Source organism: Nocardia sp. N2S4-5, assembly GCF_044628355.1.
GTDB classification, from domain to species: Bacteria; Actinomycetota; Actinomycetes; order Mycobacteriales; family Mycobacteriaceae; genus Nocardia; species Nocardia wallacei_B.
This window is the reverse complement of sequence record NZ_JBIUPM010000001.1, coordinates 1221292-1243487: the sequence shown is the minus strand read 5'-3', so window position 1 is coordinate 1243487 and position 22196 is coordinate 1221292. Positions and strand designations below refer to the sequence as shown.

20 protein-coding genes and 1 pseudogene are annotated in these 22196 nt (G+C 71.5%); 12 read left to right on the top strand and 9 right to left on the bottom strand.

The window, feature by feature from the left end:
• The first annotated feature begins 285 nt into the window (after positions 1-285).
• Positions 286-1260, top strand: coding sequence for a FecCD family ABC transporter permease (locus tag ACFMRZ_RS05600; RefSeq protein WP_400182776.1), 975 nt, complete (start codon positions 286-288; stop codon positions 1258-1260).
• Between the two features lie 112 nt (positions 1261-1372).
• Complete coding sequence (locus tag ACFMRZ_RS05595; protein WP_400178194.1) at positions 1373-2221, top strand: heme ABC transporter ATP-binding protein; 849 nt, start codon at positions 1373-1375, stop codon at positions 2219-2221.
• A 3-nt stretch (positions 2222-2224) separates the two neighbouring features.
• On the opposite strand, the gene ACFMRZ_RS05590 is transcribed toward ACFMRZ_RS05595, so the two are convergent.
• The 5 genes from ACFMRZ_RS05590 to ACFMRZ_RS05570 form a co-directional block, all read right to left on the bottom strand.
• Positions 2225-3274 carry a hypothetical protein gene (locus ACFMRZ_RS05590; protein WP_400178193.1) on the bottom strand — a complete coding sequence of 350 codons (1050 nt, stop codon included), beginning with the start codon at positions 3272-3274 and terminating at the stop codon, positions 2225-2227.
• Between the two features lie 168 nt (positions 3275-3442).
• On the bottom strand, positions 3443-3604 hold the full coding sequence (locus ACFMRZ_RS05585; protein WP_280274993.1) for a hypothetical protein: 162 nt from the start codon (positions 3602-3604) through the stop codon (positions 3443-3445).
• Between the two features lie 50 nt (positions 3605-3654).
• Positions 3655-5730 (bottom strand): MMPL family transporter, encoded by a 2076-nt coding sequence (locus ACFMRZ_RS05580; protein WP_400182775.1) that lies wholly within the window; start codon positions 5728-5730, stop codon positions 3655-3657.
• 26 nt (positions 5731-5756) lie between these two features.
• Positions 5757-6290 carry a hypothetical protein gene (locus tag ACFMRZ_RS05575; protein WP_280274991.1) on the bottom strand — a complete coding sequence of 178 codons (534 nt, stop codon included), beginning with the start codon at positions 6288-6290 and terminating at the stop codon, positions 5757-5759.
• 114 nt (positions 6291-6404) lie between these two features.
• Positions 6405-6749 (bottom strand): hypothetical protein, encoded by a 345-nt coding sequence (locus tag ACFMRZ_RS05570; protein WP_280364604.1) that lies wholly within the window; start codon positions 6747-6749, stop codon positions 6405-6407.
• 265 nt (positions 6750-7014) lie between these two features.
• Between ACFMRZ_RS05570 and ACFMRZ_RS05565 the strand changes: the two genes are divergently transcribed.
• From ACFMRZ_RS05565 to ACFMRZ_RS05555, 3 genes and pseudogenes are all read left to right on the top strand, one after another.
• Entirely contained in the window at positions 7015-8004 is a 990-nt protein-coding gene (locus ACFMRZ_RS05565; RefSeq protein ID WP_400178192.1) for a YncE family protein, read from the top strand.
• Positions 8004-8257: pseudogene (locus tag ACFMRZ_RS05560) on the top strand (DUF5703 family protein). Before ACFMRZ_RS05565 ends, ACFMRZ_RS05560 begins: the two are co-directional and overlap by 1 nt.
• 5 nt (positions 8258-8262) lie before the next feature.
• On the top strand, positions 8263-9342 hold the full coding sequence (locus ACFMRZ_RS05555; protein ID WP_400178191.1) for a quinone-dependent dihydroorotate dehydrogenase: 1080 nt from the start codon (positions 8263-8265) through the stop codon (positions 9340-9342).
• Positions 9343-9360: 18 nt separating this feature from the next.
• Here ACFMRZ_RS05555 and ACFMRZ_RS05550 read toward each other — a convergent pair whose 3' ends face one another.
• A complete protein-coding gene (locus ACFMRZ_RS05550; RefSeq protein WP_400178190.1) occupies positions 9361-9759 on the bottom strand; it encodes a hypothetical protein in 399 nt (132 codons plus the stop codon).
• A 586-nt stretch (positions 9760-10345) separates the two neighbouring features.
• Here ACFMRZ_RS05550 and ACFMRZ_RS05545 point away from each other — a divergent pair.
• From ACFMRZ_RS05545 to ACFMRZ_RS05535, 3 genes are all read left to right on the top strand, one after another.
• Complete coding sequence (locus tag ACFMRZ_RS05545; protein WP_400178189.1) at positions 10346-11851, top strand: PfkB family carbohydrate kinase; 1506 nt, start codon at positions 10346-10348, stop codon at positions 11849-11851.
• Between the two features lie 169 nt (positions 11852-12020).
• Positions 12021-12776, top strand: coding sequence for a GTP cyclohydrolase (locus ACFMRZ_RS05540; protein WP_400178188.1), 756 nt, complete (start codon positions 12021-12023; stop codon positions 12774-12776).
• Between the two features lie 179 nt (positions 12777-12955).
• A complete protein-coding gene (locus tag ACFMRZ_RS05535) occupies positions 12956-14788 on the top strand; it encodes an AMP-dependent synthetase/ligase (RefSeq protein WP_400178187.1) in 1833 nt (610 codons plus the stop codon).
• 103 nt (positions 14789-14891) lie between these two features.
• On the opposite strand, the gene ACFMRZ_RS05530 is transcribed toward ACFMRZ_RS05535, so the two are convergent.
• The 3 genes from ACFMRZ_RS05530 to ACFMRZ_RS05520 form a co-directional block, all read right to left on the bottom strand.
• Complete coding sequence (locus ACFMRZ_RS05530; protein ID WP_400178186.1) at positions 14892-15428, bottom strand: YbhB/YbcL family Raf kinase inhibitor-like protein; 537 nt, start codon at positions 15426-15428, stop codon at positions 14892-14894.
• Positions 15429-15449: 21 nt separating this feature from the next.
• Positions 15450-16763, bottom strand: coding sequence for a M20/M25/M40 family metallo-hydrolase (locus tag ACFMRZ_RS05525; protein ID WP_400182774.1), 1314 nt, complete (start codon positions 16761-16763; stop codon positions 15450-15452).
• Positions 16764-16882: 119 nt separating this feature from the next.
• The gene (locus ACFMRZ_RS05520; RefSeq protein WP_400178185.1) at positions 16883-17239 is read right to left on the bottom strand and encodes a winged helix-turn-helix transcriptional regulator; all 357 of its coding nucleotides are present in this window, start codon (positions 17237-17239) and stop codon (positions 16883-16885) included.
• Between the two features lie 218 nt (positions 17240-17457).
• On the opposite strand from ACFMRZ_RS05520, the gene ACFMRZ_RS05515 reads away from it, so the two are divergent.
• The 4 genes from ACFMRZ_RS05515 (at position 17458) to ACFMRZ_RS05500 (ending at position 22175) form a co-directional block, all read left to right on the top strand.
• Positions 17458-18552 (top strand): alpha/beta hydrolase, encoded by a 1095-nt coding sequence (locus ACFMRZ_RS05515; protein WP_400178184.1) that lies wholly within the window; start codon positions 17458-17460, stop codon positions 18550-18552.
• A 193-nt stretch (positions 18553-18745) separates the two neighbouring features.
• Entirely contained in the window at positions 18746-19363 is a 618-nt protein-coding gene (locus ACFMRZ_RS05510) for a chemotaxis protein CheB (RefSeq protein WP_280276051.1), read from the top strand.
• Positions 19360-21234: a CheR family methyltransferase gene (locus ACFMRZ_RS05505; RefSeq protein ID WP_400178183.1), complete on the top strand. Its 1875-nt coding sequence runs from the start codon at positions 19360-19362 to the stop codon at positions 21232-21234. Before ACFMRZ_RS05510 ends, ACFMRZ_RS05505 begins: the two co-directional genes overlap by 4 nt.
• A 50-nt stretch (positions 21235-21284) precedes the next feature.
• Positions 21285-22175: a GAF and ANTAR domain-containing protein gene (locus tag ACFMRZ_RS05500; protein WP_400178182.1), complete on the top strand. Its 891-nt coding sequence runs from the start codon at positions 21285-21287 to the stop codon at positions 22173-22175.
• Positions 22176-22196: the final 21 nt, after the last annotated feature.

Genomic DNA, 22196 nt, shown 5'->3' with positions numbered 1-22196 from the left:
AATTCGAACGGCACCGTCTCCGGTGCTCCACCGGCTACAGCGCGCGCTGTACCCGCGGCACCGGCACCGGACATCGCGGACCGCGACGCCGAGTCAACGACCGGACGCCAACCGGGCACCGCAGTGCCAGCCAGCACCGCAGCGGCGGCCGGAGCCGGGGCGACGGGCGGAACTGGAGCAGCGGGCGGAACTGGGGCGACGGGCGGAGCCAGGCCTCGCCCGCGACGATGGTCGAAGATCTCGATCGTGTTCACCGTGTCGGTAGTGCTGCTGGTCCTGCTCGCCATGTACTCCGCGGCGGTCGGGCAGGTGCCGACCACACCCCTGGAAGTCGCGGGCAGCGTCCTGCACAAGATCGGCCTGGAGTGGGGCCCGCTCCCGGCGCATCCCGCCGGTGAGGTCACGCTGTGGCAGGTGCGGTTCCCGCGCGTGGTGATGGCCGCGCTCGTCGGGGCCGCGCTGGCCACCGCCGGGGCGCTACTCCAGGGAGTGTTCGCCAACCCGCTCGCCGAACCCGGCGTGATCGGGGTGTCGGCCGGTGCGGCGGTCGGGGCGGGCATCGTCATCGTCGCGGGCGGGGCGTTCGCGGCGGCGTGGTCGGTGGCCGGGGGTGCGTTCGTCGCCGGGCTGGGCACGACACTGCTGGTGTATCTGCTGTCGCGGTCGGGCGGGCGCACCGAGACCGTCACCCTCGTGCTCACCGGAGTCGCGGTCAACGCGTTCGCCGGTGGACTGATGGCCTTTCTGCTGTTCACCGCCTCCCCGCAGGCACGAGACCAGATCGTGTTCTGGCAATTGGGCAGCCTCAACGGCGCCACCTGGCAGTCGGTGGCCGTGGTCGCGCCGCTCACCGCGCTCGGTCTCGCCGCCGCCGTGGTGCTGGCGCCCCGGCTGGACCTGCTCGCACTCGGCGAATCCGCCGCCCGCCACCTCGGCGTGGACGTGGAACGGCTGCGCCGCAACGTCATCGTCGCCGTCGCGATCCTCGCCACCGCCGGCGTCGCGTTCACCGGCATCATCCTGTTCGTCGGCCTCATCGTGCCGCACCTGGTCCGCATGCTCGTCGGCCCCGCCCACCGCGTCCTGATCCCCCTGTCCGCGCTGATCGGCGCGATCATCCTGCTGGCCGCCGACGTCGGCGCCCGCACCCTCGTCACCAACGCCGACCTCCCCCTGGGCATCCTCACCTCCCTCATCGGCGGCCCCTTCTTCTTCTGGCTCCTACGCCGCACCCGCGCCCGCGCAGGAGGCTGGGCATGAACACCATCGACGCGTCGAGTGGGCGCGGGGTCGTCGGCACACCCACCACCGTCAGCGCACTGGACCCGACCCTTGCGCTCGGGGCAGCCGGCAAGTGGGCGGGAGGGGTGCTGTGACCGGGGTAATGCGCAGTGTGGCAAAGGTTTTCGTGCGGGAGCATGGGGTGCCGGAGGTGCCGGGAGCTGGGGCGGTCACGCTGCGGGCGCGGCAGGTCGGTGTCGAGCGCGGGAGTGGGCGGCGCGTGCTCGACGAGGTGGATCTGGATGTGGTGGCCGGGCAGATCCTGGCGTTGGTCGGGCCGAACGGGGCGGGGAAGTCGACGTTGCTCGGGGCATTGTCCGGGGAACTCGAACTCGCCAGCGGCACTGTGGAACTCGACGGGCGGCCGGTCGCGCGCTGGGCGCCGGTCGACATGGCCCGCCGCCGCGCCGTGCTGCCGCAGACCCACACCGTGGGCTTCCCGTTCACCGCCCGCGAGGTCGTCGCCATGGGCCGGGCCCCGTGGGCGCGCACCCTCCGCCAGGACGACGACGAGGCCGCGATCACCGCCGCACTGGCCGCCACCGACACCGAACACCTTGCCGCACGGCCCTTCCCGGCCCTGTCCGGCGGCGAACGCGCCCGCGTCGCGCTGGCCCGCGTCCTGGCCCAGGACACCCCCACCCTGCTGCTCGACGAACCCACCGCGGCCCTGGACCTCGGCCACCAGGAACAGGTCCTGCGCCTGGCCCGCACCCGCGCCCGCGACGGCGCCGCGGTCGTGATCGTCCTGCACGACCTCGGCATCGCCGCCGCCTACGCCGACCGCGTCGCCGTCCTGGAATCCGGCCGCCTCGCCGCCTGCGGCCCCCCACGCGACATCCTCACCACCCCCCTGCTCTCCCGCGTCTACCAACACCCGGTCGAAGTCTTCGACCACCCCCGCACCGGCGCCCAGCTAGTCCTACCCGCCCGCGGCTGACCTCTATCCCGCGCGCCGACCGGTCTCCGGCGCTGCCCCGTACGGGTGGATTCGTCTGCGAAGCCACAGGTAGCCGACGGCCACGGCGGCGAGAACGACGAAATGGGACACAACGTCGTCGGTCCGTCCGCCATTGGCGACGAGGAAGAGGCCGAACAGCCACAACGCCAGCACGGCCCCGAGACAACCGTTCAACTGATGCCGTCGACTCCAGCCCGGTCGCGCCACCCACCGGCGCATGATCCCGGCGACAGCGGCGGCGAACACCAGTGCGGCAAGCGTCCACACCACAAACGGGGCCGGGCTCCCGATGAAAGCGACCACATACAGCATCAGCCACGCCAATCCCGCGCCGAATCCGACCACGCCGACAGTCGCAGGTTCGGGGCACCGACCCCTCGACGTGGTGGCCCACGGTCGCCGGCAGCCGGCGGCCGACCAGACCAGGACGATCACCGCTACGACAGCGCCGATGATCTGCACGGCAGAGAGGCGGAAGTCGGATCGAACGAGCGAGAGGAAGACGAACAACACAAAGCCGACGGCGAAGACACCCCCGAAGACGCCCAGCATCGGACCCGACAGCCAGACAATGTGTCGCTTCGCGGGAAAGAGCAGGTGCGTCAGCACAATCGGTATGACGATGCTCCACACCGCGTGGTACCCGGTGACCACGACCGCCCACATCCAGTTCACTTCGAATGCCCGCCCGTACACGGTCTCGCCGTCCATGCCTTGCGGATTGAAGATGGTCTGTAGCCCGAGCCCTTCCTCTAGTACGGCGAAGGCGAGGGCGAGCAACAGCAGTCCCCAGCCGTTGAGGCCACGGCGTTGCACCGCTTCCCGCACCAGCACCGCACCCGCACCGTAGAAACAGAGGATCGCAGCGACCCGCAGCGGCTGGGTGAGATAGCTGAATCGCAGTGCCGCCCCGACGATTTCGCCGATCAGCGGTGACAACACGAACAGCACCGAGACCGGCCCCGCTGTCCCCGCTACCTCGGATGAGGGCCGGGGGTGGGCACGCTGGTCCGCGGATCGGCCACTACTCATCACCCTGATCGTCACCCTTGCATCGTCAGAATTTCAATCGAAGCATCAGGATTGGCGTGATCGAGTCCTTCCGCCGTCCGGCCGGTGACAGCACTGTGGGCGGGGCATGGGGCTGCCCCGCCCACAGGCGGCGTGTAAAGGGTTGTGCGGCTGGGTGTTTCGGCTCGCCTACTGGTCGGGCTGGTCGTCTTCCTCGTCCGGGCGGGCATGATCGGCGACGCCGGGGTTCGGATCCCGGGCGAGATCGATCAGCGGATGCACGCCGGCGCCCTCCGGCGCCGCGTGTTTGCCCTGGCTCGTCGGCTGCTGCGTATCCCCGTCGTTGGTCACGCTGTTCAGGTTAACGGAGCACCGTGCTCCGGTTGCAACACGCCACGCGATCATCGCCACACCAGCTTGAGCACCGCCGGGGTCAGCAGCATGCGAATCACGGTGGCGTCCAGCACCAATGCCGCGATCATCCCGTAGGCGATGTATTTCATCAGCACCAGATCCGAGAACCCGAACGCCCCGGTGACCACGATCAGGATCGCCGCGGCCGAGGTGATCACCCCGCCGGTGTGGGCGATGCCGTACCGGATCGCCTCCGCCGGCGCCGCGCCGTTGGCCCGCGCCTCGGCCATCCGCGACTGCAGGAACACCTCGTAGTCGGTGGACAGCCCGAACAGCACCGTCACGATCAGCACCAGCACCGCGAACATCAGCGGCCCGGGCGTGAAATGAAACAGCCCCGCCCCGTGCCCCTCCACGAAGATCCACGTCAAAATGCCCAGGGTCGCCCCGAGACTCAGCGCGCTGAGCACCACCGCCTTCACCGCCAGCACCAGCGACCGGAACGCCGCGTACATCAGCGCCACCGCGGCGAGCACCAGAATCGCCGCCAGCAGCGGCAGGCCGTCGATGAGACCGCGGATGGCGTCGCGTTCCAGCGCCGGCACGCCCGCGACCATCACCCGCACCCCCGGCGGTTCGTCGATCGCGCGCAGCGCCGCGATCGCCGCGTCGGCGTCGCGCTCGTCCACCAGCCCGGTGGCCAGCACGTTCACCCCGTTGGTGGTCGGCGCGGTCGCCTCGAACGGCCCGGTCAGGCCCGGCACGAAATTGGCCTGGAACCGGATATCGGACAGCTGCTGGGCATCGGCGCCCACCACCACCAATTTCAGTGGCTCGGTACGGAATTCGGGGAACAGGGCATCGAACTTCTCCTGCGCCACCCGTGCCGGGGCGTCCTCGGCCAGATAGCGTTCGCTCAACCCGCCGAAGGCGATGTGGCGGAACGGGATCAGCAGCGCGAGCAGTGCCAGCACCACCGGCACGATCACCCGCGCCGGGCGGCGCATCGCGAAACTCGCCAGCCGCGAGAAGAATCCGTCGTCGACCTGCTCGGCGGTGCGGATGCCGGCGAACCGGCCCCACCCCCACAGATCAATGCGCCGCCCCACGATGCTCAGCGCCGCCGGCAGCGCCGTCACCGACAGCAGCGCCGCCAGCAGCACCGAGCTGATGCCGCCGTAGGGCACCGAGCGCAGCACCCCGTTCGGGTAGATGAACAGCGCGCCCAGGCTCACCGCGATGATCGCCGCCGAGAACAGCACCGTGCGTCCCGCGGTGGCGACCGTGCGGGCGGTGGCGTCCTCCACGCTGCGGCCCGCCGCCAGCTCCTCCCGGAACCGGGTCACCGCGAACAGCCCGTAATCGATGGCCAGGCCCAGGCTGACCAGGGTCACCACCGCGCTGGCGAACACGTTGACGTCGATGTAGCCGGTCAGCAGCCGCATCATGCCCTGGCTGCCCAGGATCGTCATGCCGCCGATCAGCACCGGCAGCAGCGCCCCCACCACGCCGCCGAACACGAAATACAGCAGCACCGCCACCAGCGGCAGCGCGATCAGCTCGGCGCGGTGGATGTCGCGCTGCATGCCGATATTGATGCCCTCCACCACCGGTTGCAGGCCCGCCAGCTGCACCGTCGTCCCGCCCGGTCCGCCGCCGTCGACCCCGGCCGCCAGATCGTCCTGGACGGCGAGATAGTTGTTCACCGATTCGGTGTCCTCGCCGCGCAGCCCGATGCTGGCGAAGGCGTGCGTGCGCGAGGCGTCGGCGAACTGGCCCATCATCGAGCCGTCGAAGTAGCTGTCGATCTTCTGGATGCGGTCGGGGTAGGTCGCCTGCAGCCGCGCGAGCGCCGTCGTGACCGCGGCGCGCACCGGCGGGTCGTCGACGGTGTGGCCGGGCGGGGCGGTGTAGAGGACGATGATGTCGGCGTCGCGGTCGCGGCCGAAGGTCTCGTCGGCGATCTTGGAGGCCACCACCGACTCGCTGTGCTCGTCGAACCAGCCGCCCTGGGTCAGCCGCTCGCCCAGGTCGCGGCCGAACCACCCCGACAGCGCGACCACGATGATCGCGACCGCCAGCACCACATACCGGTGACGGTGCACGAACCGGCCCCACCGCATCGAGAACTGCTGCGCCACAGCCGAACTCAGCCGCAGGCCGCGGTCTTGTAGTCCGCCGAGCGCAGGATGCCGCACAGGTCGGTGCGGGAGATCTTCCAGGCGCCGTCCTTGTCGACGAAATGCACGATGGTGGTGCGCACGTTGGCGCCGGTGCCGTCCTTGTCCAAGCGCATGGTGGCGGTGAGGGTGCCGTCGCGGTTGTCGAACACCGGGTCGGTGACGCCGTAGACGGCGTGCGGGTTGTCCTGCATCGCGCGGTACATGTCGGGGATGGCGTCCTTGAACGCCTCGCCGTCCTCGATCAGGGCGGTGCGGTCGCTGTCGGGCAGTGACGGGTCCAGCGCGCGTTTGATCTGCGTGTCGAGTTCGGCGGCGGTGGGGATCGGCGGGCGCAGGGCACGGCTGGTCGCGGCGGCCTGCGACGACGAGGTCAGGGCGGCGTAGGCGGAGGACCGGGCCGCGGCGACCGAGTCCTCGTCCGTGTCGTTGCCGCACGCCCCCGCCAGCACGGTCAGTGCCACCAGCGGCAGCAGCGCCGCTGCCGATCGTCGCAATGCCATCTGCATCCTCACCGTCGTCGAAAGTTACCGGTAGTTCTCCTACAGTCTGTCATGCGCCGCGCCGGGCACCGCGCATCTCGAGCCCGCCGGCGGAAGGTGTTGGCGCGCAAGGAGTTACCGGCCGTCGAGGGCGGCGCCGAGGCGGCCGAGCAGCGCGCGGACGGTGGTGGCGTCGCGGTCGGCGGCGGGTGCCGGGGTGGCGGTGGCGATCAGGTCGCGCACCGCGGCGACGACGCTGCGTTCGTCACCGAGGTCGATATCGGTGACGCCCGCCGCGGCGACGGCCACCACGTCCTCCGGGCCGGGAACCGCGGTGGCGCGGGCGGAGTCGGCGCGGTAGATCTCGAGAGACAGGGTGGCCCCGACCGTGCGGAAGGCGAACGAGCGCCCGTCGCCGGTCACGCCGAACCCGTGCGCGAACGGACCGACGGTAACGTCTTCGACGATGAATCCAGACATATGGTCTGTTTTCAACGCGGTCTCCCTGGCTCGGCGGCGATGCACCGTCCACGGTAACCCGCCGGTACGACAGAATGGCACGGCCGTCCCTGACGTGTCGCCGAAACGCGATGCCCGGGAAAGACCCCGGCGCGCGGCGGCCGTCCGCGACCATGGTCAGATGAGGACGCACGCATGAATCGTCGGTAGTCGGTGCGAGTGAGGAGTTCGGGGCATGGGTGGTGGCGGCAACCGGCCGGCCGGTGGGATGTGGCGGGGGGGGCCCGTGGCGCTCGCCGCCGCCGTCGCGGTGGCCGCCGCTGCGGGCTGCTCGTCCGCGGGCGAGGACAAGGCCGCCACCCCGGCGGCCGCCCCCGCCACGGCCGCGGTCGCGCCCCCCGCCGCCGCGCCCGCCGGAACGGTGACCCCCGCCGGGCCCGTCGCGGCACTGCTGGCCGAGCCCGCGACCGGGCGTGTCGCGGTCCTGGACGCCGACCGCGTGACACTGCGGCTGCTCGACCCCGCCGCCACGCCCGCCCGCACCCTGACCCTGCCCGCCCCCGCCACCACTCTCGCCGCCGGCGCTCCGGGACAGCTCCTCGCCACCGCGGGCCGCCAGCTGGTGCGCGTCGACACCGCCACCGGCGAGCTGCGCAGCACCCCGCTCGACGGCGAGGCCCGCGCCGCGGCCCGGCGCGCCGACGGCACCGTCGCGGTCGGCCTGGCCGGGGGACGCGTGGTGATCCTCACCGCGGACGGGCAAGTGGCACAGACGATCTCGGACCTGCCGGCCATCGACGCGCTCGCCGCCGCCGGCGACGCCGTGGCCGTGCTCGACCGCGCCCAGACCAGCGTCACCCAGCTCGACCTCGGCGCTGGCGCCCCCGGCCTGGCCCTGCGCGCCGGACTCGGCGCCACCCACCTGGCCTCCGACCACTTCGGGCGGCTGCTGGTCACCGACACCGCCGGCGGCGCGCTGCTGGTCTACACCGCCGATCCGCTCGTACTGCACCAGTACTTCCCGGTAGGCTCTTCGCCCTATGCGATCGCCTACGATCAGCGGTCCGAGACCGTGTGGGTGACGCTGACCGCGAGCAACGAAGTGGCCGGCTTCGACCTGTCGACAGGTATACCGGAGGAAGTGGGACGCTTCGCGACGGTACGCCAGCCCGACACGCTGACCATCGACGAGCGCACCGGCGACATGTTCGTGGGATCCGCCACCGGCGACGGCCTGCAGCGGATCGGCGCGGACGAGAGGAAGAGAGGGCAGTGATGACTCGGGCCTCGGCGCACCGCAGGTCGATCCCCGCGGACTGGGAGGAGACCAGCGAAGAGGGGGAATACGAATACGTCCCGCTACGACTACCCCCGAGGTCACCCGGGTGACCGCCTCGATGCGGCTGGCGATCCAGGCCGAATTCGGCGGCTGGGAGTTGTCGCGGGTCCGCGCCTACACCGACGGCAGCCGCAAGGTGCTGCTGCGCCGCCGCAAAACCACCTTCCCCGTCGCCGAAACGGGGATGTGACACCCATGTACTCCTTACTGCTGCGGCTGATGTTCCTGCTGCCCCCCGAACGCATCCACCACCTGGTCTTCACGGCGCTGCGGCTCGCCACCCGGTTCGCCCCGCTGCGCGCGCTGCTGGCCCGGGTGACCGTGGTCGGCGACCCGATCCTGCGCACCACCGCCTTCGGCGTGGAATTCCCCGCGCCGCTGGGCCTGGCCGCCGGATTCGACAAGGACGCCGCCGGGGTGGACGCCTGGGGCCCACTGGGTTTCGGCTACGCCGAGATCGGGACCGTCACCGCGCAGGCACAGCCGGGCAACCCGGCGCCGCGGCTGTTCCGGCTGCCGCCGGACCGGGCGCTGATCAACCGGATGGGATTCAACAACCAGGGCGCCGCCGCGGCCGCCGAACGGCTGCGCGCCCGCCGCCCCGGCGGCGTCCCCCTGGGCGCCAACATCGGCAAGACCAAGGTGACCCCCGCCGAGCAGGCCGCCGCCGACTACGCCACCAGCGCCACCCTGCTCGGCCCGCTCGCCGACTTCGTCGTCGTCAACGTCAGCTCCCCCAACACCCCGGGCCTGCGCGACCTGCAGGCCGTCGAATCGCTGCGGCCGCTGCTGCGCGCGGTGCTGGACTGCGTGCAGGTGCCGGTCCTGGTCAAGATCGCGCCCGATCTGTCCGACGACGACATCGACGCCGCCGCGGACCTGGCCGTCGAACTCGGCCTGGCCGGGATCGTCGCCACCAACACCACCATCCGCCGCGACGGCCTGGCCACCCCCGCCGCCGAGGTCACCGCGCTGGGCGCCGGCGGGCTGTCCGGGCCGCCGGTCGCCGAACGCTCCCTCGAGGTGCTGCGCCGGCTCTACGCGCGCGTCGGCGACAAACTGGTGCTGATCTCGGTGGGCGGCATCGAGACCGCCGACCAGGCCTACGAGCGCATCCTCGCCGGCGCGACCCTGCTGCAGGGCTACACCGGCTTCATCTACGGCGGTCTGCTGTGGACCCGCCGCATCCATCGCGGCCTGGCCCAGCGCCTGCGCGCCGACGGCTACGCCACGCTGGCCGAGGCCGTCGGCGCCGCGCACAAAGCCCGCGCCTGAGCGCCACGCCCGCGCCGCTCAGCCCGACAGCCGCGGCGGCTCCTCGGCGAACGCCCCGGGGCGGCGGACCGACCGGCCCGACAGCACGGGCCCGGCCTCCCGGCGGGTGCGGCCGCCGGAATGCCGGCGCAGTCGCTCGATCATGCGGCGCGACAACAGGATCACCGCCTGCTCGTAGCGCACTCCCAGCGCGGCGGCGCGGTCGGCGACGCCGCGCTGCGCGGACTCGTCGTGCACGGCCGCGGGATCGCTGAGCAACTCGTCGAGTTCCATACCGGCCAATGCCTGGTCGCGGGTCAGCCGATGCTCGGGGAGCCAGCTCAGCCGCCACACCGCCGCCCCGGCGCCGTCCACGCGGAAGGCGTGCTCGGGGGTGCGGTCACTGATCATGGCCCAGTCGGTCGTTTCGATCGTCACGGCTGTCTCCTCTCGAGTCGCCGCGCCCTGCCCCGCGGTGTCACCGCGGTGTCCGGGCGGCTACCCAGTACATCGGCGCCAGTAGCCGAAGGGTTGCGGAAGTGTCGCCTTCGTCGGCGATGTCGGGGTTGCGTCAGGTGTCGGGAGCCTCCCCGCCGGCGAATGCCGGCGGTGCCGTGGCCCCGCGGCGGGTGCGCGGTCCGGACGTCAGGCCGGGTCCGCGCGGCCGGCGATACGCACGGCCCGTGCGGCGCGGTGGCGGTGCGGGCGCCGTGCCCGGCAGCGGTGCCGGTGCGGGCCGCTAGCCGCGGTGTGCGGTCGCGTCGGCGTCGCGCTCGGCGGATTCGGGCATCCGGCGTCGGTGGATGCGTCGTTCGAGCGGAGTTGCTCCCACCATCAGAACCTCCTGGAGGCGCCGACGACAGAACGCCGACCCCTGAGCGTCACTTGCCGGTTCCATTCGGGCAAATGCCGCGATAGGTTATAGATAGCCGGAAACGCCGCCCGCTAAACCGCGCGATGTCCGGCCGTTTGGCTTATCGTCTCCACGAAGATCACCGCGCACCAGACGGAGGTGGCTGCCCCGATGGCGGGACAGGACGATGCGGTCGCCGCCGTGCGCACCGTGCTCGCCCGTTTGTGCAAGCGGGCGGGACTGAGCCCGAAACGCTTGCGCAGCACCGAGATCGACGTCCGGCCCCTGCTCGGGCTGTACGCGATCGACCAGCACGCCCGGCTGTCGCGCACCGACCCCGCCGAGGCCGTGCTGCCCGTCGTCGCCGACCTCGCCCGGCAATTGCCGCCACCGCACCGGCTCATCGTCGACGTCGGCCTGGCGCTGGGCCTGCTGCGCGGCCACCTGCCCGACGCACTCGACGCCGCCCAGCTCTACGCCCCCGATCTGGGCCGCCGCCGCGACTACCTCAGCGCCCACTGGCCCGCCCTGCTGCGCGCCGCCGGCGCCGAGCCCACCGCCGCGCCCACCCCCACCACCCGGCAATTGCGCGGCCGCCTCGAACACGAGGCGTTCACCCTGCTGGCCCAGCGGCTCGTCACCGCCTCGGGCTACGCCTCGGTGCTGCCCACGCGGCAGGCCGCCGCGGCGGGCGACGGCCGCGCCGGCACCGTGACCGTCATCGGCGACGCCGTCCTGGACAACATCTGCAGCATCATCGACCACTTCCCCGGACCCGACGACCCGGCCACCGGCACCTTCCGGGACCGGCCCGGCGGCAAGGGCCTCAACCGGGCGGTCGCCGCCGCCCGCCTCGGCCTGCACGTGCGCCTGATCTCCGTGGTCGGCGACGACCTGCGCGGCCGCCGCATCCTCGACCACCTGCGCGCCGCGGGCGTCGACACCGACCTCGTGCGCGTCGTGCCGGGCGCCGACACCCCCGTGGCCGTCGTGCTGGTGACCAGCACCGGCGAACCGCTCAACATCGCCTGCCCCAACGAACGGGTCCGGCTGACCCCCGAGGACCTGCACACCACCGCCGCCCGCCACGCCATCGCCGACGCCGACGCGGTCCTGCTCACCTTCGAACCGCCCCCCGCCGTGATCGAGACCGCCCTGGAACTCGCCGCCCGCGCCCCGCGCCCCCGCCTGCTCGTGCAACCCGTGCCGTCGGCCAGCGGCCCGCAGCGGTTCTACCGCTACTTCGGCGCCATCGACTACCTCATCGGCACCCGCCGCGAACTCACCGCCCTGGCCCCGGCCGGGGAATCCGGCGACCTCGACGACGCCGAACTGTGCCGCCGCCTGCGCGTGCTCGGCGCCCGCACGGTGTGCATCGCCGAGGGCTTCGCCGCGCACGTCCGCTCCGACGACCTCGAGGTCGACATCGGCCGATTCCCGGTCGTGCTCGAGGACTCTCCCGGCGCGCCCGCCGCCTTCGTCGCCGCGCTGGCCCGCCGCATCGTCGCCGCCGCCGGCCACCGCGCCGGACCCGAGGACTTCCGCTGGGCCACCGCCGCGATGGCCGCGACCCAGTCGACCGGCGACATCTCCGCCGCCATGCCCACCGCCGACGCCGTGGACCGCATGGTCGAACTGGCCGCCGAAGCGAGCGCGGACGGCGCGGGCAACCGGTGAGCCGAGTGTTTGCCGGCCTGCCGCGTCCCGGTTGACGGGGTCGTGTGCGGGCACTCCCGGAAGGGAGCTATCGTCTGCTGCCATCGTGCTCGACCCCCCATCGTCGCCGGGGACGCGGACACCGCGCCCGGCTGCCCGAGGTACGACCTGCGATCCTTCGGAGGAGCATTTGACAGCCCAGCTGGACGAGACCGGACACGGTACGGACGATCCGGGATACCACCCGGACGACACCGAGCACCGCCTCCGCCGCAAGGGCGGCGAGCTCACCGTCCGCGTCCGCCAACTCCACGACACCGCCGACGGCGGCACGATGCTGCTGTTCGGCCCGGTTGCCGATGGTTGCCTGGTACGCATCCACTCCCGCTGCCTCTACGGCGACGTGCTCCAGAGCGACGACTGCGACTGCGGCCCCGAACTGGACAAGGCCATGGACCTGATCCAGGCCGAGGGCGCCGGCGTGCTGATCTACCTCGAGCAGGAGGGCCGCGGTTCCGGGCTGATCGCCAAGGCCCGCGGGCTGCGCTACAGCGAGTGCCACGGCGTGGACACCTTCACCAGCTACCGCGACCTGAACTATCCCCCCGACTGCCGCTCCTACGCCCCCGTCGCCGCCGCCCTGTACGAGCTGGGCCTGCGGTCGGTGCGGCTGCTGACCAACAACCCGGAGAAGATGGCCGCGGTGGCGCAGGCCGGGATCGCGGTCGAGCCCGTGCAGCTGATCACCGCGCCGCGCAGCGAACGCGCCCGCGCCTACATGCAATCCAAACGCGAGTTCCGCGGCCACTGGCTGCCGGAATTCCGGGCCGACCCCGCTACAGCGCTGCCGTCCGACGCGCTGCCCGTCACCGCGCCGCGAATGCCGGTCCCCGCACCGGCCGAGAGCTGTCCGCGCCCAGCCACCGCGCTCCCCGCCACCGGGTAGACCGGCCGGTGTCGGATACGTCACATTTCCGGCATCGCACCGATAGGATGGGTGAGCCGCGTCACCCGGTGACGCGACGCCAGCCGTGCGTTTTCGATCTCCGCCCCGCCGAGTTCGCGCCGTCGCCTCTGGCGGAGCGTCCCGAGGCTCGGTTCGTCCACCGATCGGGAACAAGGGAAATGACGACAGACATCGGCTACACACACCAATCCGGCGTCACGGTCCGCACCGTGCCGGAGGCCTTCCAGCAGACCCTGACCCTGCGCCCGCATCAGGTGGCGTTGCGCACGGTCGGCGGCACCCAGCAGATCACCTGGACCGACTACGACCGCCGGGTGCGGGCGATCGCCGCGGGCTTGGCGAAATTGGGCGTCGGCCGCGGCGACACCGTCGGACTCATGCTGACCAACCAGCCCGAGTTCAACCTCGTCGACACCGCGGCGCTGCACCTGGGCGCGGCGCCGTTCTCGGTCTACAACACCAGCTCCCCCGAACAACTGGCGCATGTGTTCGCCAACGCGGGCAACGCCCTCGTCGTCACCGAGCGCGCGTTCCTCGACGCCGTGCAGAGGTGCGGGACCGAGTTCGCGCACATCGTGCTCGTCGACGGCCAGGCCGCCGGCACCGTCTCCCTCGCCGAGGTGGAGGCCGATCCGGCCGAGGACTTCGACTTCGACGCCGCCTGGCAGGCGGTGGAACCCGGCGACCTGGCCACCCTCATCTACACCTCCGGCACCACCGGCCCCTCCAAAGGCGTGGAGATCACCCACGCCAACATCGTCGCCCAGATCGCCGGACTCACCCAGGACGGCCCGCTGGTGGTCGGCATCGACGACCGCGCGGTGTCCTACCTGCCCGCCGCGCACGTCGCCGACCGCATCTCCGGGCACTGCGCCAACCTGTTCACCGGCGTCGCCATCACCTGCGTGCCCGATCCGCGCGAGATCGCCGCCGCGCTGCCCGACGCCCGGCCCACCGCCTTCTTCGGCGTCCCGCGGGTGTGGCAGAAGATCAAGGCTGGTATCGACGCGAAGCTGGCCACCGAGGCCAGTCCCGTGAAGAAGGCCCTCGCCGGGTGGGCCATCGGCACCGGTGTCGCCGCCGCCCGTGCCGGGCTCGCCGGTGGCACGGTGAGCCCCGTGTTGCGCGCGCAGCACAAACTCGCCGACGCGCTGGTGCTGTCGAAACTGCGCGCCGCGCTCGGCCTGGACGAATTGAAGGTCGCCGCGTCCGGCGCCGCCGCGATCCCCCCGGAAACCCTGGAATACCTGCTGGGCCTCGGATTCACCGTGACCGAGGTGTGGGGCATGTCCGAAACCACCGGCGTGGGTACATTCACCGAACTCGACAGTCCCCGCCCCGGCTCGGTCGGGCGCGCCCTCGACGGTGTCGAGCTGCGCCTGGACAGCGACGGTGAACTGCTCGTCCGCGGCGCCATCGTCACCCCCGGCTACCGCGGCATGCCCGACAAGACCGCCGAAGCCCTCGACGACGACGGCTGGCTGCACACCGGCGACGTCGCCACCATCGACGGCGACGGCTACGTCACCATCGTCGACCGTAAGAAGGAACTCCTTATCAGCGAGGCCGGGAAGAACCTCTCGCCCACCAACATCGAGAACGCGGTCAAAGCGGCGTCCTCGCTCGTCGGGCAGGTGGTCGCGATCGGCGACGGCAAGCCCTACATCACCGCCCTGCTCGTGCTCGACCCCGACACCGCCGCGGTGCGCGCCAAAGCCCTCGGCACCCCCGACGCCGACGTCGCCGCCCTGGCCGCCCGCCCCGAGATCGTCGAGGAGATCCGCGCGGCCGTGGCGTCGGGCAACACCCGGCTCTCCCGCGTCGAGCAGATCAAACGCTTCCGCATCATCGCGCAGGCCTGGGAACCCGGCGGCGAGGAGATCACCCCCACCCTCAAACTCAAGCGCAGCCCGATCGCCACCAAATACGCCGCCGAGATCGCCGAACTGTACGGCGACCCGGTCCCCGAGGGCGTCATCGACCTGCGCTAGCGCCCGCCCTGCGGAACAGCACCGCACGCACATTTGCACGCGAGGCAAAAAGGCTGTGGCCCGGACACATTCGGACCGGGCCACAGGACAAGAAAGCGTGCGCCTACTTCACCTCGTAGGTCGCGGTGAGCTGCGCGCGGGCGATGGCGTGCGAGAACAGGTTGAAGCCCAGGAACGCCGGCGTGGCGTTCTCGTCGAGGCCCAGCGATTCCACGTCCACCGCGTGCACGGTGATGAAATACCGGTGGTAGCCGTGCCCGGCGGGCGGGGCGGCGCCGACGTATCCGGCGAATCCGCCGTCGTTGCGCAACTGGACCACCCCGGCGGGCAGCACCCCGCCCTCGCTGCCGGTGCCGCGTCCCAGTGTCGTGATCGCCGCCGGGATGTCGGCCAGCGCCCAATGCCAGAACCCCGACGCCGTCGGCGCGTCGGGATCGAACACGGTGACCGCGAAACTGCGTGTCTGCGCCGGGAACCCCGACCACGACAGGTGCGGCGAGATGTCCTTGCCGCCCGCCCCGAACACGCCACTGACCTGGTCGTTGCCGAACGGCTGACCGTCGGTGACATCCTCGGAGGTCACGGTGAACGCCGGCAGCTGCGGCAGCGGCGCGTAGGGGTTGTAGGAGTAGTCGGGCACGAGACCGTCCTTTCGAGATCGTCAGCTGTGCAGGAGGAAATGCTCCAGGACCCGGGTGCCGAATTCCAGCGCGTCGACCGGGACGCGCTCGTCGACGCCGTGGAACAGCGCCGAGAAGTCCAGATCCGGCGGCAGCCGCAGCGGCGCGAAGCCGAAGCAGCGAATCCCCAAGCGGGCGAACGCCTTCGCGTCCGTGCCGCCGGAGAGCATATAGGGCACGGTACGCCCCTGCGGATCGTGTGCGAGGACGGCGTCGTTCATCGCGTCGACCAGATGCCCGTCGAAGGTGGTCTCGTAGGAGTCGAGCTTGGTGATCCACTCCCGCTCCACATCCGGCCCGATCAGCTCGTCCACCTCGCGCTCGAACGCCGCTTGGCGCCCCGGCACCACCCGGCAGTCCACCACCGCCTCGGCGGTCTGCGGGATCACGTTGGCCTTGTAGCCCGCGCGCAGCATCGTCGGGTTGGCGGTGTCGCGCAGGGTGGCGCCGATGATGCGGGAGATGGTGCCCAGCTTCGCCAACTGGCCCTCGATGTCGGGGCCCGTCGGATCGAACGCGATACCGGTCTCCTCGCTCACCGCCGCCAGGAACTCCGCCACCGAATCCGACAGCACCAGCGGGAAGGTGTGGGTGCCCAGCCGCGCCACCGCTCGGGCCAGAATGGTCACCGCGTTGTCGTCGTGCAGGAACGAGCCGTGCCCGGCGCGGGCCTTGGCGCGCAACCGCATCCAGCCCAGGCCCTTCTCCGCGGTCTCCACCAGATACAGCCGTCGCTCGGTGCCGTCGCGGCGCGGCACGGTCAGCGAGAAACCGCCCACCTCGCCGACCGCCTCGGTGACACCCTCGAACAGATCCGGGCGATTGTCGGCCAGCCACTGCGAACCCCAGCGGCCGCCGTTCTCCTCGTCGGCCAGGAACGCGAACACCAGATCGCGCGGCGGCACCGTGCCCTCGATCTTGAACTGGCGGGCCACCGCCAGCATCATGCCGACCATGTCCTTCATATCGATCGCGCCGCGGCCCCACACGTAGCCGTCGCGCACCGCGCCGGAGAACGGGTGCACGCTCCAGTCCGACGCCTCCGCGGGCACCACGTCCAGATGCCCGTGCAGCATCAGCGCGCCGCGGCTGCGGTCGGCGCCGGGCAGTCGCGCGAACACGTTGCCGCGGCCCGGCGCTCCCGATTCGACGTATTCGGTGGTGTATCCGGCCTGCTGCAACTGGTCGGCCACCCACTGCGCGCATTCACGCTCGCCCTTGGTGGTTTCCAGTTCGCCGGTGTTGGAGGTGTCGAACCGGATCAGCGTGCTGACCAGATCCACCACCTCCGACACGGCGCGGGACACGGGTTCGGCTCGGGACTCGTCACCAGGTGCAGACACGTTCCCCTTCCTACCATCGCGGCGGCCCGGCACCATGCGTTGGCCGCAGCGTGCGCGCAATACGGTGGCCCTCAGCCCGGCGCGGCGACCTTGCGCGCGCCGATGCGCGCCATGCGCTCACGCCCCCACACCCCCAGCGGCGCCAGCGCGCGATCGAGTTCGCGGCCCAGCTCGGTCAGCGAGTACTCCACCCGCGGCGGCACCTCCCGGTACACCTCGCGGTGCACGATGGCGTCCTCCTCGAGTTCGCGCAGCTGCTGGATCAGCATCTTCTCCGACACGCCGGGCAGGTTGCGGCGCAGCTCACCGAACCGGCGCACCCCGTTGTTCTCCAGCTCCCACAGGATCAGCACCTTCCACTTGCCGCCCACGACATCCATCGCCGCATCAATACCGCAGAAATACGGCCCGGATCTGTTCGCGCCCATCGGCCCAGCCTAGAGACCGCCGCGCCGTTGTGGCCGATACCAGCGCGACCGCGCCGCCCCGGCCGCAAGTCCCAGACCTGCCCGCCGCGTCTTGCCCGGCCGGGCGCGGCGGTCCTAGCGTCGGCGCAGGTGATCCCTACCAGAGCTGCCCGCCGCTTTTTCCCGGCCGCCGCGGCGGTCTCGGCGTCGGTGCAGGCGAACCCGAAGGGAGGCGGCGCGTGAGAGTCCGTGCCCGGCAACGCCTTCGGCGCCGCACTGTCCGTCTTCCGTGCGCGGCCGCGCTCGTCGCGCTCGTGGCCGTGGTGTGCTCGACCGGACCGGCCGCCGCCGAACCGCCCGCGATGTCGGAGGCCTCGGCGCGGGCGCTGGCCGCGGCCCGGCCCGCCGCCGACGGCTCCCGCCTGGTGGCCGCCGTCGCCGGTCCCGGCCGCGTGGTCGAGCTGACGGTGCACTCCGCGGCGATGGGCCGCACGGTGTCGGTCGCGGTCGCCCCGGCCGCCGACCCCGCGCGGCCCGCGCCGGTGCTGTATCTGCTCAACGGTTTCGACGGCGGCGCCGGCTCCGGCGACTGGCGCGCGGGCAAGAACTGGTTCACCCAGACCGACGCCGTCGAGTTCTTCGCCCACCGGCAGGTGACCGTGGTGATGCCGGTCGGCGGGGCGGGCAGTTTCTTCACCGACTGGCGCGCCGACGACCCCGTGCACGGGCGGCAGCGCTGGACCACGTTCCTGGCCCGCGAACTGCCCGCCGTGATCGACTCCGCGTTCGCCGGCACCGGCGCCAACGCCATCGCCGGTCCGTCGATGGCGAGCATCGCGGTGCTGCAACTGGCCATCGCCGCGCCCGGGGTGTTCCGCGCGCTCGGCTCCTACAGCGGCTGCGCCCGCACCAGCGACCCCTTCGGCCAGGTCATGGTCGACACCATCGTCACCGGCACCCAGGGCAACACACTCAACATGTGGGGACCGCCGACCGACCCCGCGTGGGCGGCCAACGACCCCTACCTGCACGCCGAGGAACTGCGCGGCACCGCGGTCTACCTGGCCTCGGGCAACGGCGCGCCCGGCCCGCTGGACACCCTCGGCGGGCCCGGCATCCACGACAACCCGGCGACACTGCTCGACCAGCTCGTCATCGGCGGACTGCTCGACGCGGTGGCCGGACGCTGCACCCTGCAGGTGCGAGATCGGTTGCGGGAGTTGAACATTCCCGCCACCGTCGATCTGCGCCCGAACGGCACCCACTCGTGGGGCTACTGGCAGCAGGATCTGCGCAACTCGTGGCCGATGTTCTCTACGGCGCTCGGGCTGTGAGCGGCTCCGCGCCCCGCCCGTACCCGAACCCCTTGGCGGGCTTGGCATTCCGCGCTTTCCGCGAAGCCGGTCGGCAGGCGCGCCGCGCCGCGCCGCCGCGTGCGGGATCGGCGGCGCACTACCGCTAGGCTGACCCTGTGCTCGAATCTTCCGCTCCCCGCCGCCGGTTCGCCTGCCGCGGCACAGTTTCGACATGACCGTCGCGGGCGACCGGCCCGCCGACGCGGCGCCGGGCGGCGACTTCGAGATCGTGGCGATCGCGTCGTCGGCGGGCGGCATCACCGCGCTCAGCCGGGTGCTGGGCGGGCTGCCCGCGCACTTTCCGGTGCCGGTGCTGGTGGTGCAGCATCTGGACCCCCGCCACGAGACCATTCTCGCCGACGTCCTGGGCCGCCGGACCGCGCTGCCCGTGCGGCTCGCGGCCGCCGACGAGCACGTCGAACCCGGCGTCGTCTACATCGCCCCGCCGAACTTCCACCTGCTGGTCGGGGCCGGTGGCCGGCTCGCGCTGTCGAGCAGCGAACTCGTCCACTTCGTCCGGCCCTCGGCGGATCTGCTGTTCGAATCCGTCGCGGGCGCCTACGGCCGTGGCGCGATCGCGTGCGTGCTCACCGGTTCGGGCAGCGACGGCGCGATGGGCGCGAGCGCGGTGAAATCCCGCGGCGGCACGGTGATCGTGCAGGATCCCCAGGAAGCGGAGTTCACCGGCATGCCCGAGGCGGCGATCCGGGCCGGCGCGAGCGACTTCGTGCTGTCGCTGGCCGAGATCGCGGGCGTGATCCGCGGCCTGGTGGAGCGGACGGCGTCATGACCGATCGCACCGAGGCCGACGCGGCCCTGGAAGACCTGCTGCTGTTCATCCGCGACTCCCGCGGTTTCGACTTCACCGGATACAAGCGCTCCTCGCTGGCCCGGCGCATCCGCAAACGGATGACCGAGGTGCGCATCGGCGACTACGGCGACTACCGCGACTACCTGGAAACCAACGCCGACGAGTTCCGCTCGCTGTTCAACACCATCCTCATCAACGTCACCAGCTTCTTCCGCGACCTCGAGGCGTGGCACTTCCTGCAACGGGAGGTCCTGCCCGAACTGCTCGCCGGGCTCGAACCCGGCCAGGAGATCCGCATCTGGAGCGCCGGCTGCTCGAGCGGCGAGGAAGCGTACTCGCCGGCGATCGCGCTGGCCGAGGTGCTGGGCATCGACGAGGCCGTCGAACGGGTCAAGATCTACGGCACCGACGTCGACGAGGAGGCGTTGCGCGACGCCCGCACCGGCATGTACAGCGCCAAGGCGCTCGAGCCGCTGTCGGAGGAACTGCGAGACCGCTACTTCGAGCCCAACGGCGACAAGTTCGTCTTCCGCCAGGACCTGCGCCGCCGGGTGATCTTCGGCCGCCACGACATCACCCGCGACGCCCCCATCTCGCGGCTGGACCTGCTGATCTGCCGCAACACCCTGATGTATTTCAACGTCGAGGCCCAGGCCCAGATCCTGGACCGCTTCCATTTCGCGCTGCGCGAAGGCGGATTCCTGTTCCTGGGCAAGGCCGAGATGCTGCTGTCGGACGGCGAACGTTTCGAGGTCGCCAACATGCGCCAGCGGATCTTCCGCCGCCGCGCCGGGGAAACCGGCGCCATGCACACCCCCGGCCAGCCGCGGCTGGACATCGGTCTCGGCGAGGAGGTGCAGGGCTTCGTGAAGCGCCGGCTGCTCACCGAACTGGCGCTGGAATCCGCGCCGTTCGCGGCCGTGGGGCTCGACACCGAAGGCAAGGTGACCGTCCTCAACGCCCAGATGCGCAACCAGTTCGGACTGACCCCGCACGACGTCGGCCGCCCGCTCAGCGACCTCGAACTGTCCTACCGCCCGATCGAACTGCGCTCGCTGATCGACCAGGCCCTCGCCGAGCACCGCAGCATCCGCGTCAACTCCGTGGAACGCCGGCTCGGCCCCGAGGACCCGCAGTACTTCGACGTGCACGTGCAGCCGATGTGGAACGGCAACGGCCCCCACACGGGTGTGGTCATCACCTTCGTCGACACCACCGTCGCCACCCGGCTCTCGCACGAGGTGAAGGTCAAGCGCGAGGAACTCGAGACCGCCTACGAGGAACTCCAGTCCACCAACGAAGAACTCGAAACCACCAACGAAGAACTGCAATCCAGCATCGAGGAACTCGAGACCACCAACGAGGAACTCCAGTCCACCAACGAAGAACTCGAAACCACCAACGAGGAACTCCAGTCCGGCAACGAAGAACTCGAGACGATGAACGAGGAGATGCGCATCCGCAGCAGCGAGCTGGACGAGACCCGCGCGTTCCTCGAGGGCATCCTGTCCAGTATCGCCGCCGGAGTGGTCGTGCTCGACGGTGAGCAGCGGGTGCGCAGCTGGAACCGCGGCGCCGAGGAACTGTGGGGCCTGCGCGCCGAAGAGGTCTACCAGCAGTACTTCGCCGTCCTGGACTTCGGCCTGCCGACCGAGTCGGTGCACGACGCCATCGCCGACTGCCTGCGGACCGGAAAACGCACCGCCGCGGTCGACGTTCCGGCCGTCAACCGCATCGGCCGCTCGATCACCTGCTCGGTGACGTGTACCCCTATGGACGGCCTGCGCCACGCCGTAGTGCTGCTCATGGAGGAATCCCCGGCGATTCCCCCTGGGGCGCAAGGAAATTAATGTACGCGGGAGTTGTCGCGGCCCGACACGGACAGGGCTAGGCTGAGCGGATGTCGTCCGGTACGCCTCCGCACGACGACGCGCACGAGTGGCGTAACTACCTGCGGGAAATGCAGCGTGCCGATCGCGCCGCCGCCGTCGCGGCGCGTTATGAACTCCAGTCGGGGCAGCCGCCGGAGTCCACGCGGCCGTTCCGGGAACGGATGGCCGCCCTGCATCGCCAGATGGAGCGGCGCCACCGCGCCTGCGCCCGGCTCTACCGGCTGCACAACCAGCGCCTGCAGCGCTGGTCCGACGAGGGCGCCGAGGCGGAGCGGCCGCCGTTCATGTCGGCGGTCGCCGACGATCTGGGCCTGGACAGCGCCGCGGTGATCCTGTTCGACGAGCAATGGCAGGAAGTGCTCACCGCCGCCTCCGACGCCCGCTCGCGCGCCGCCTACGACCTCGAGGCCACCGTCGGGTGCGGCCCGTCCCGCGACGTCTTGGGCGGACTGGACTACGTCCTCGTCGGCGAAGCCGAACTGACCGACCGGTGGCCCGAATACGGTAGCGCCGCATGGGATCTCGGGATCCGCTCGGTGCTGGCCGTTCCGCTGGAGGTCGGCCCCGGCCGACTGGGCGCGCTGTGCGCCTACTCCGAGCACGCCCGGCTGCCCGAGAGCGCCGTCCCGGCCGCCGGCCACCTCGCCGACGTCCTGGCCAACGAGGTACTACTACACACCGACCGCACCGACACCGACGGCGCCACGCCGCGCGGGGCGCTGTACGACGACGCGGACTACTGGGCCACCGTGAACCAGGCCGTCGGCATGGTCGCGGTGCAGGGCTCGTGTTCGGTCGACACCGCACTGCTGCTGATCCGGGCGCGCGCCTTCGCCGAAGGCGTACCGCTGCCGGAACTGGCGCGCCGCATCGTGGAAGAGAGATATCTGCTGTGCTGATCTCCGAGTCCGATCCACGCA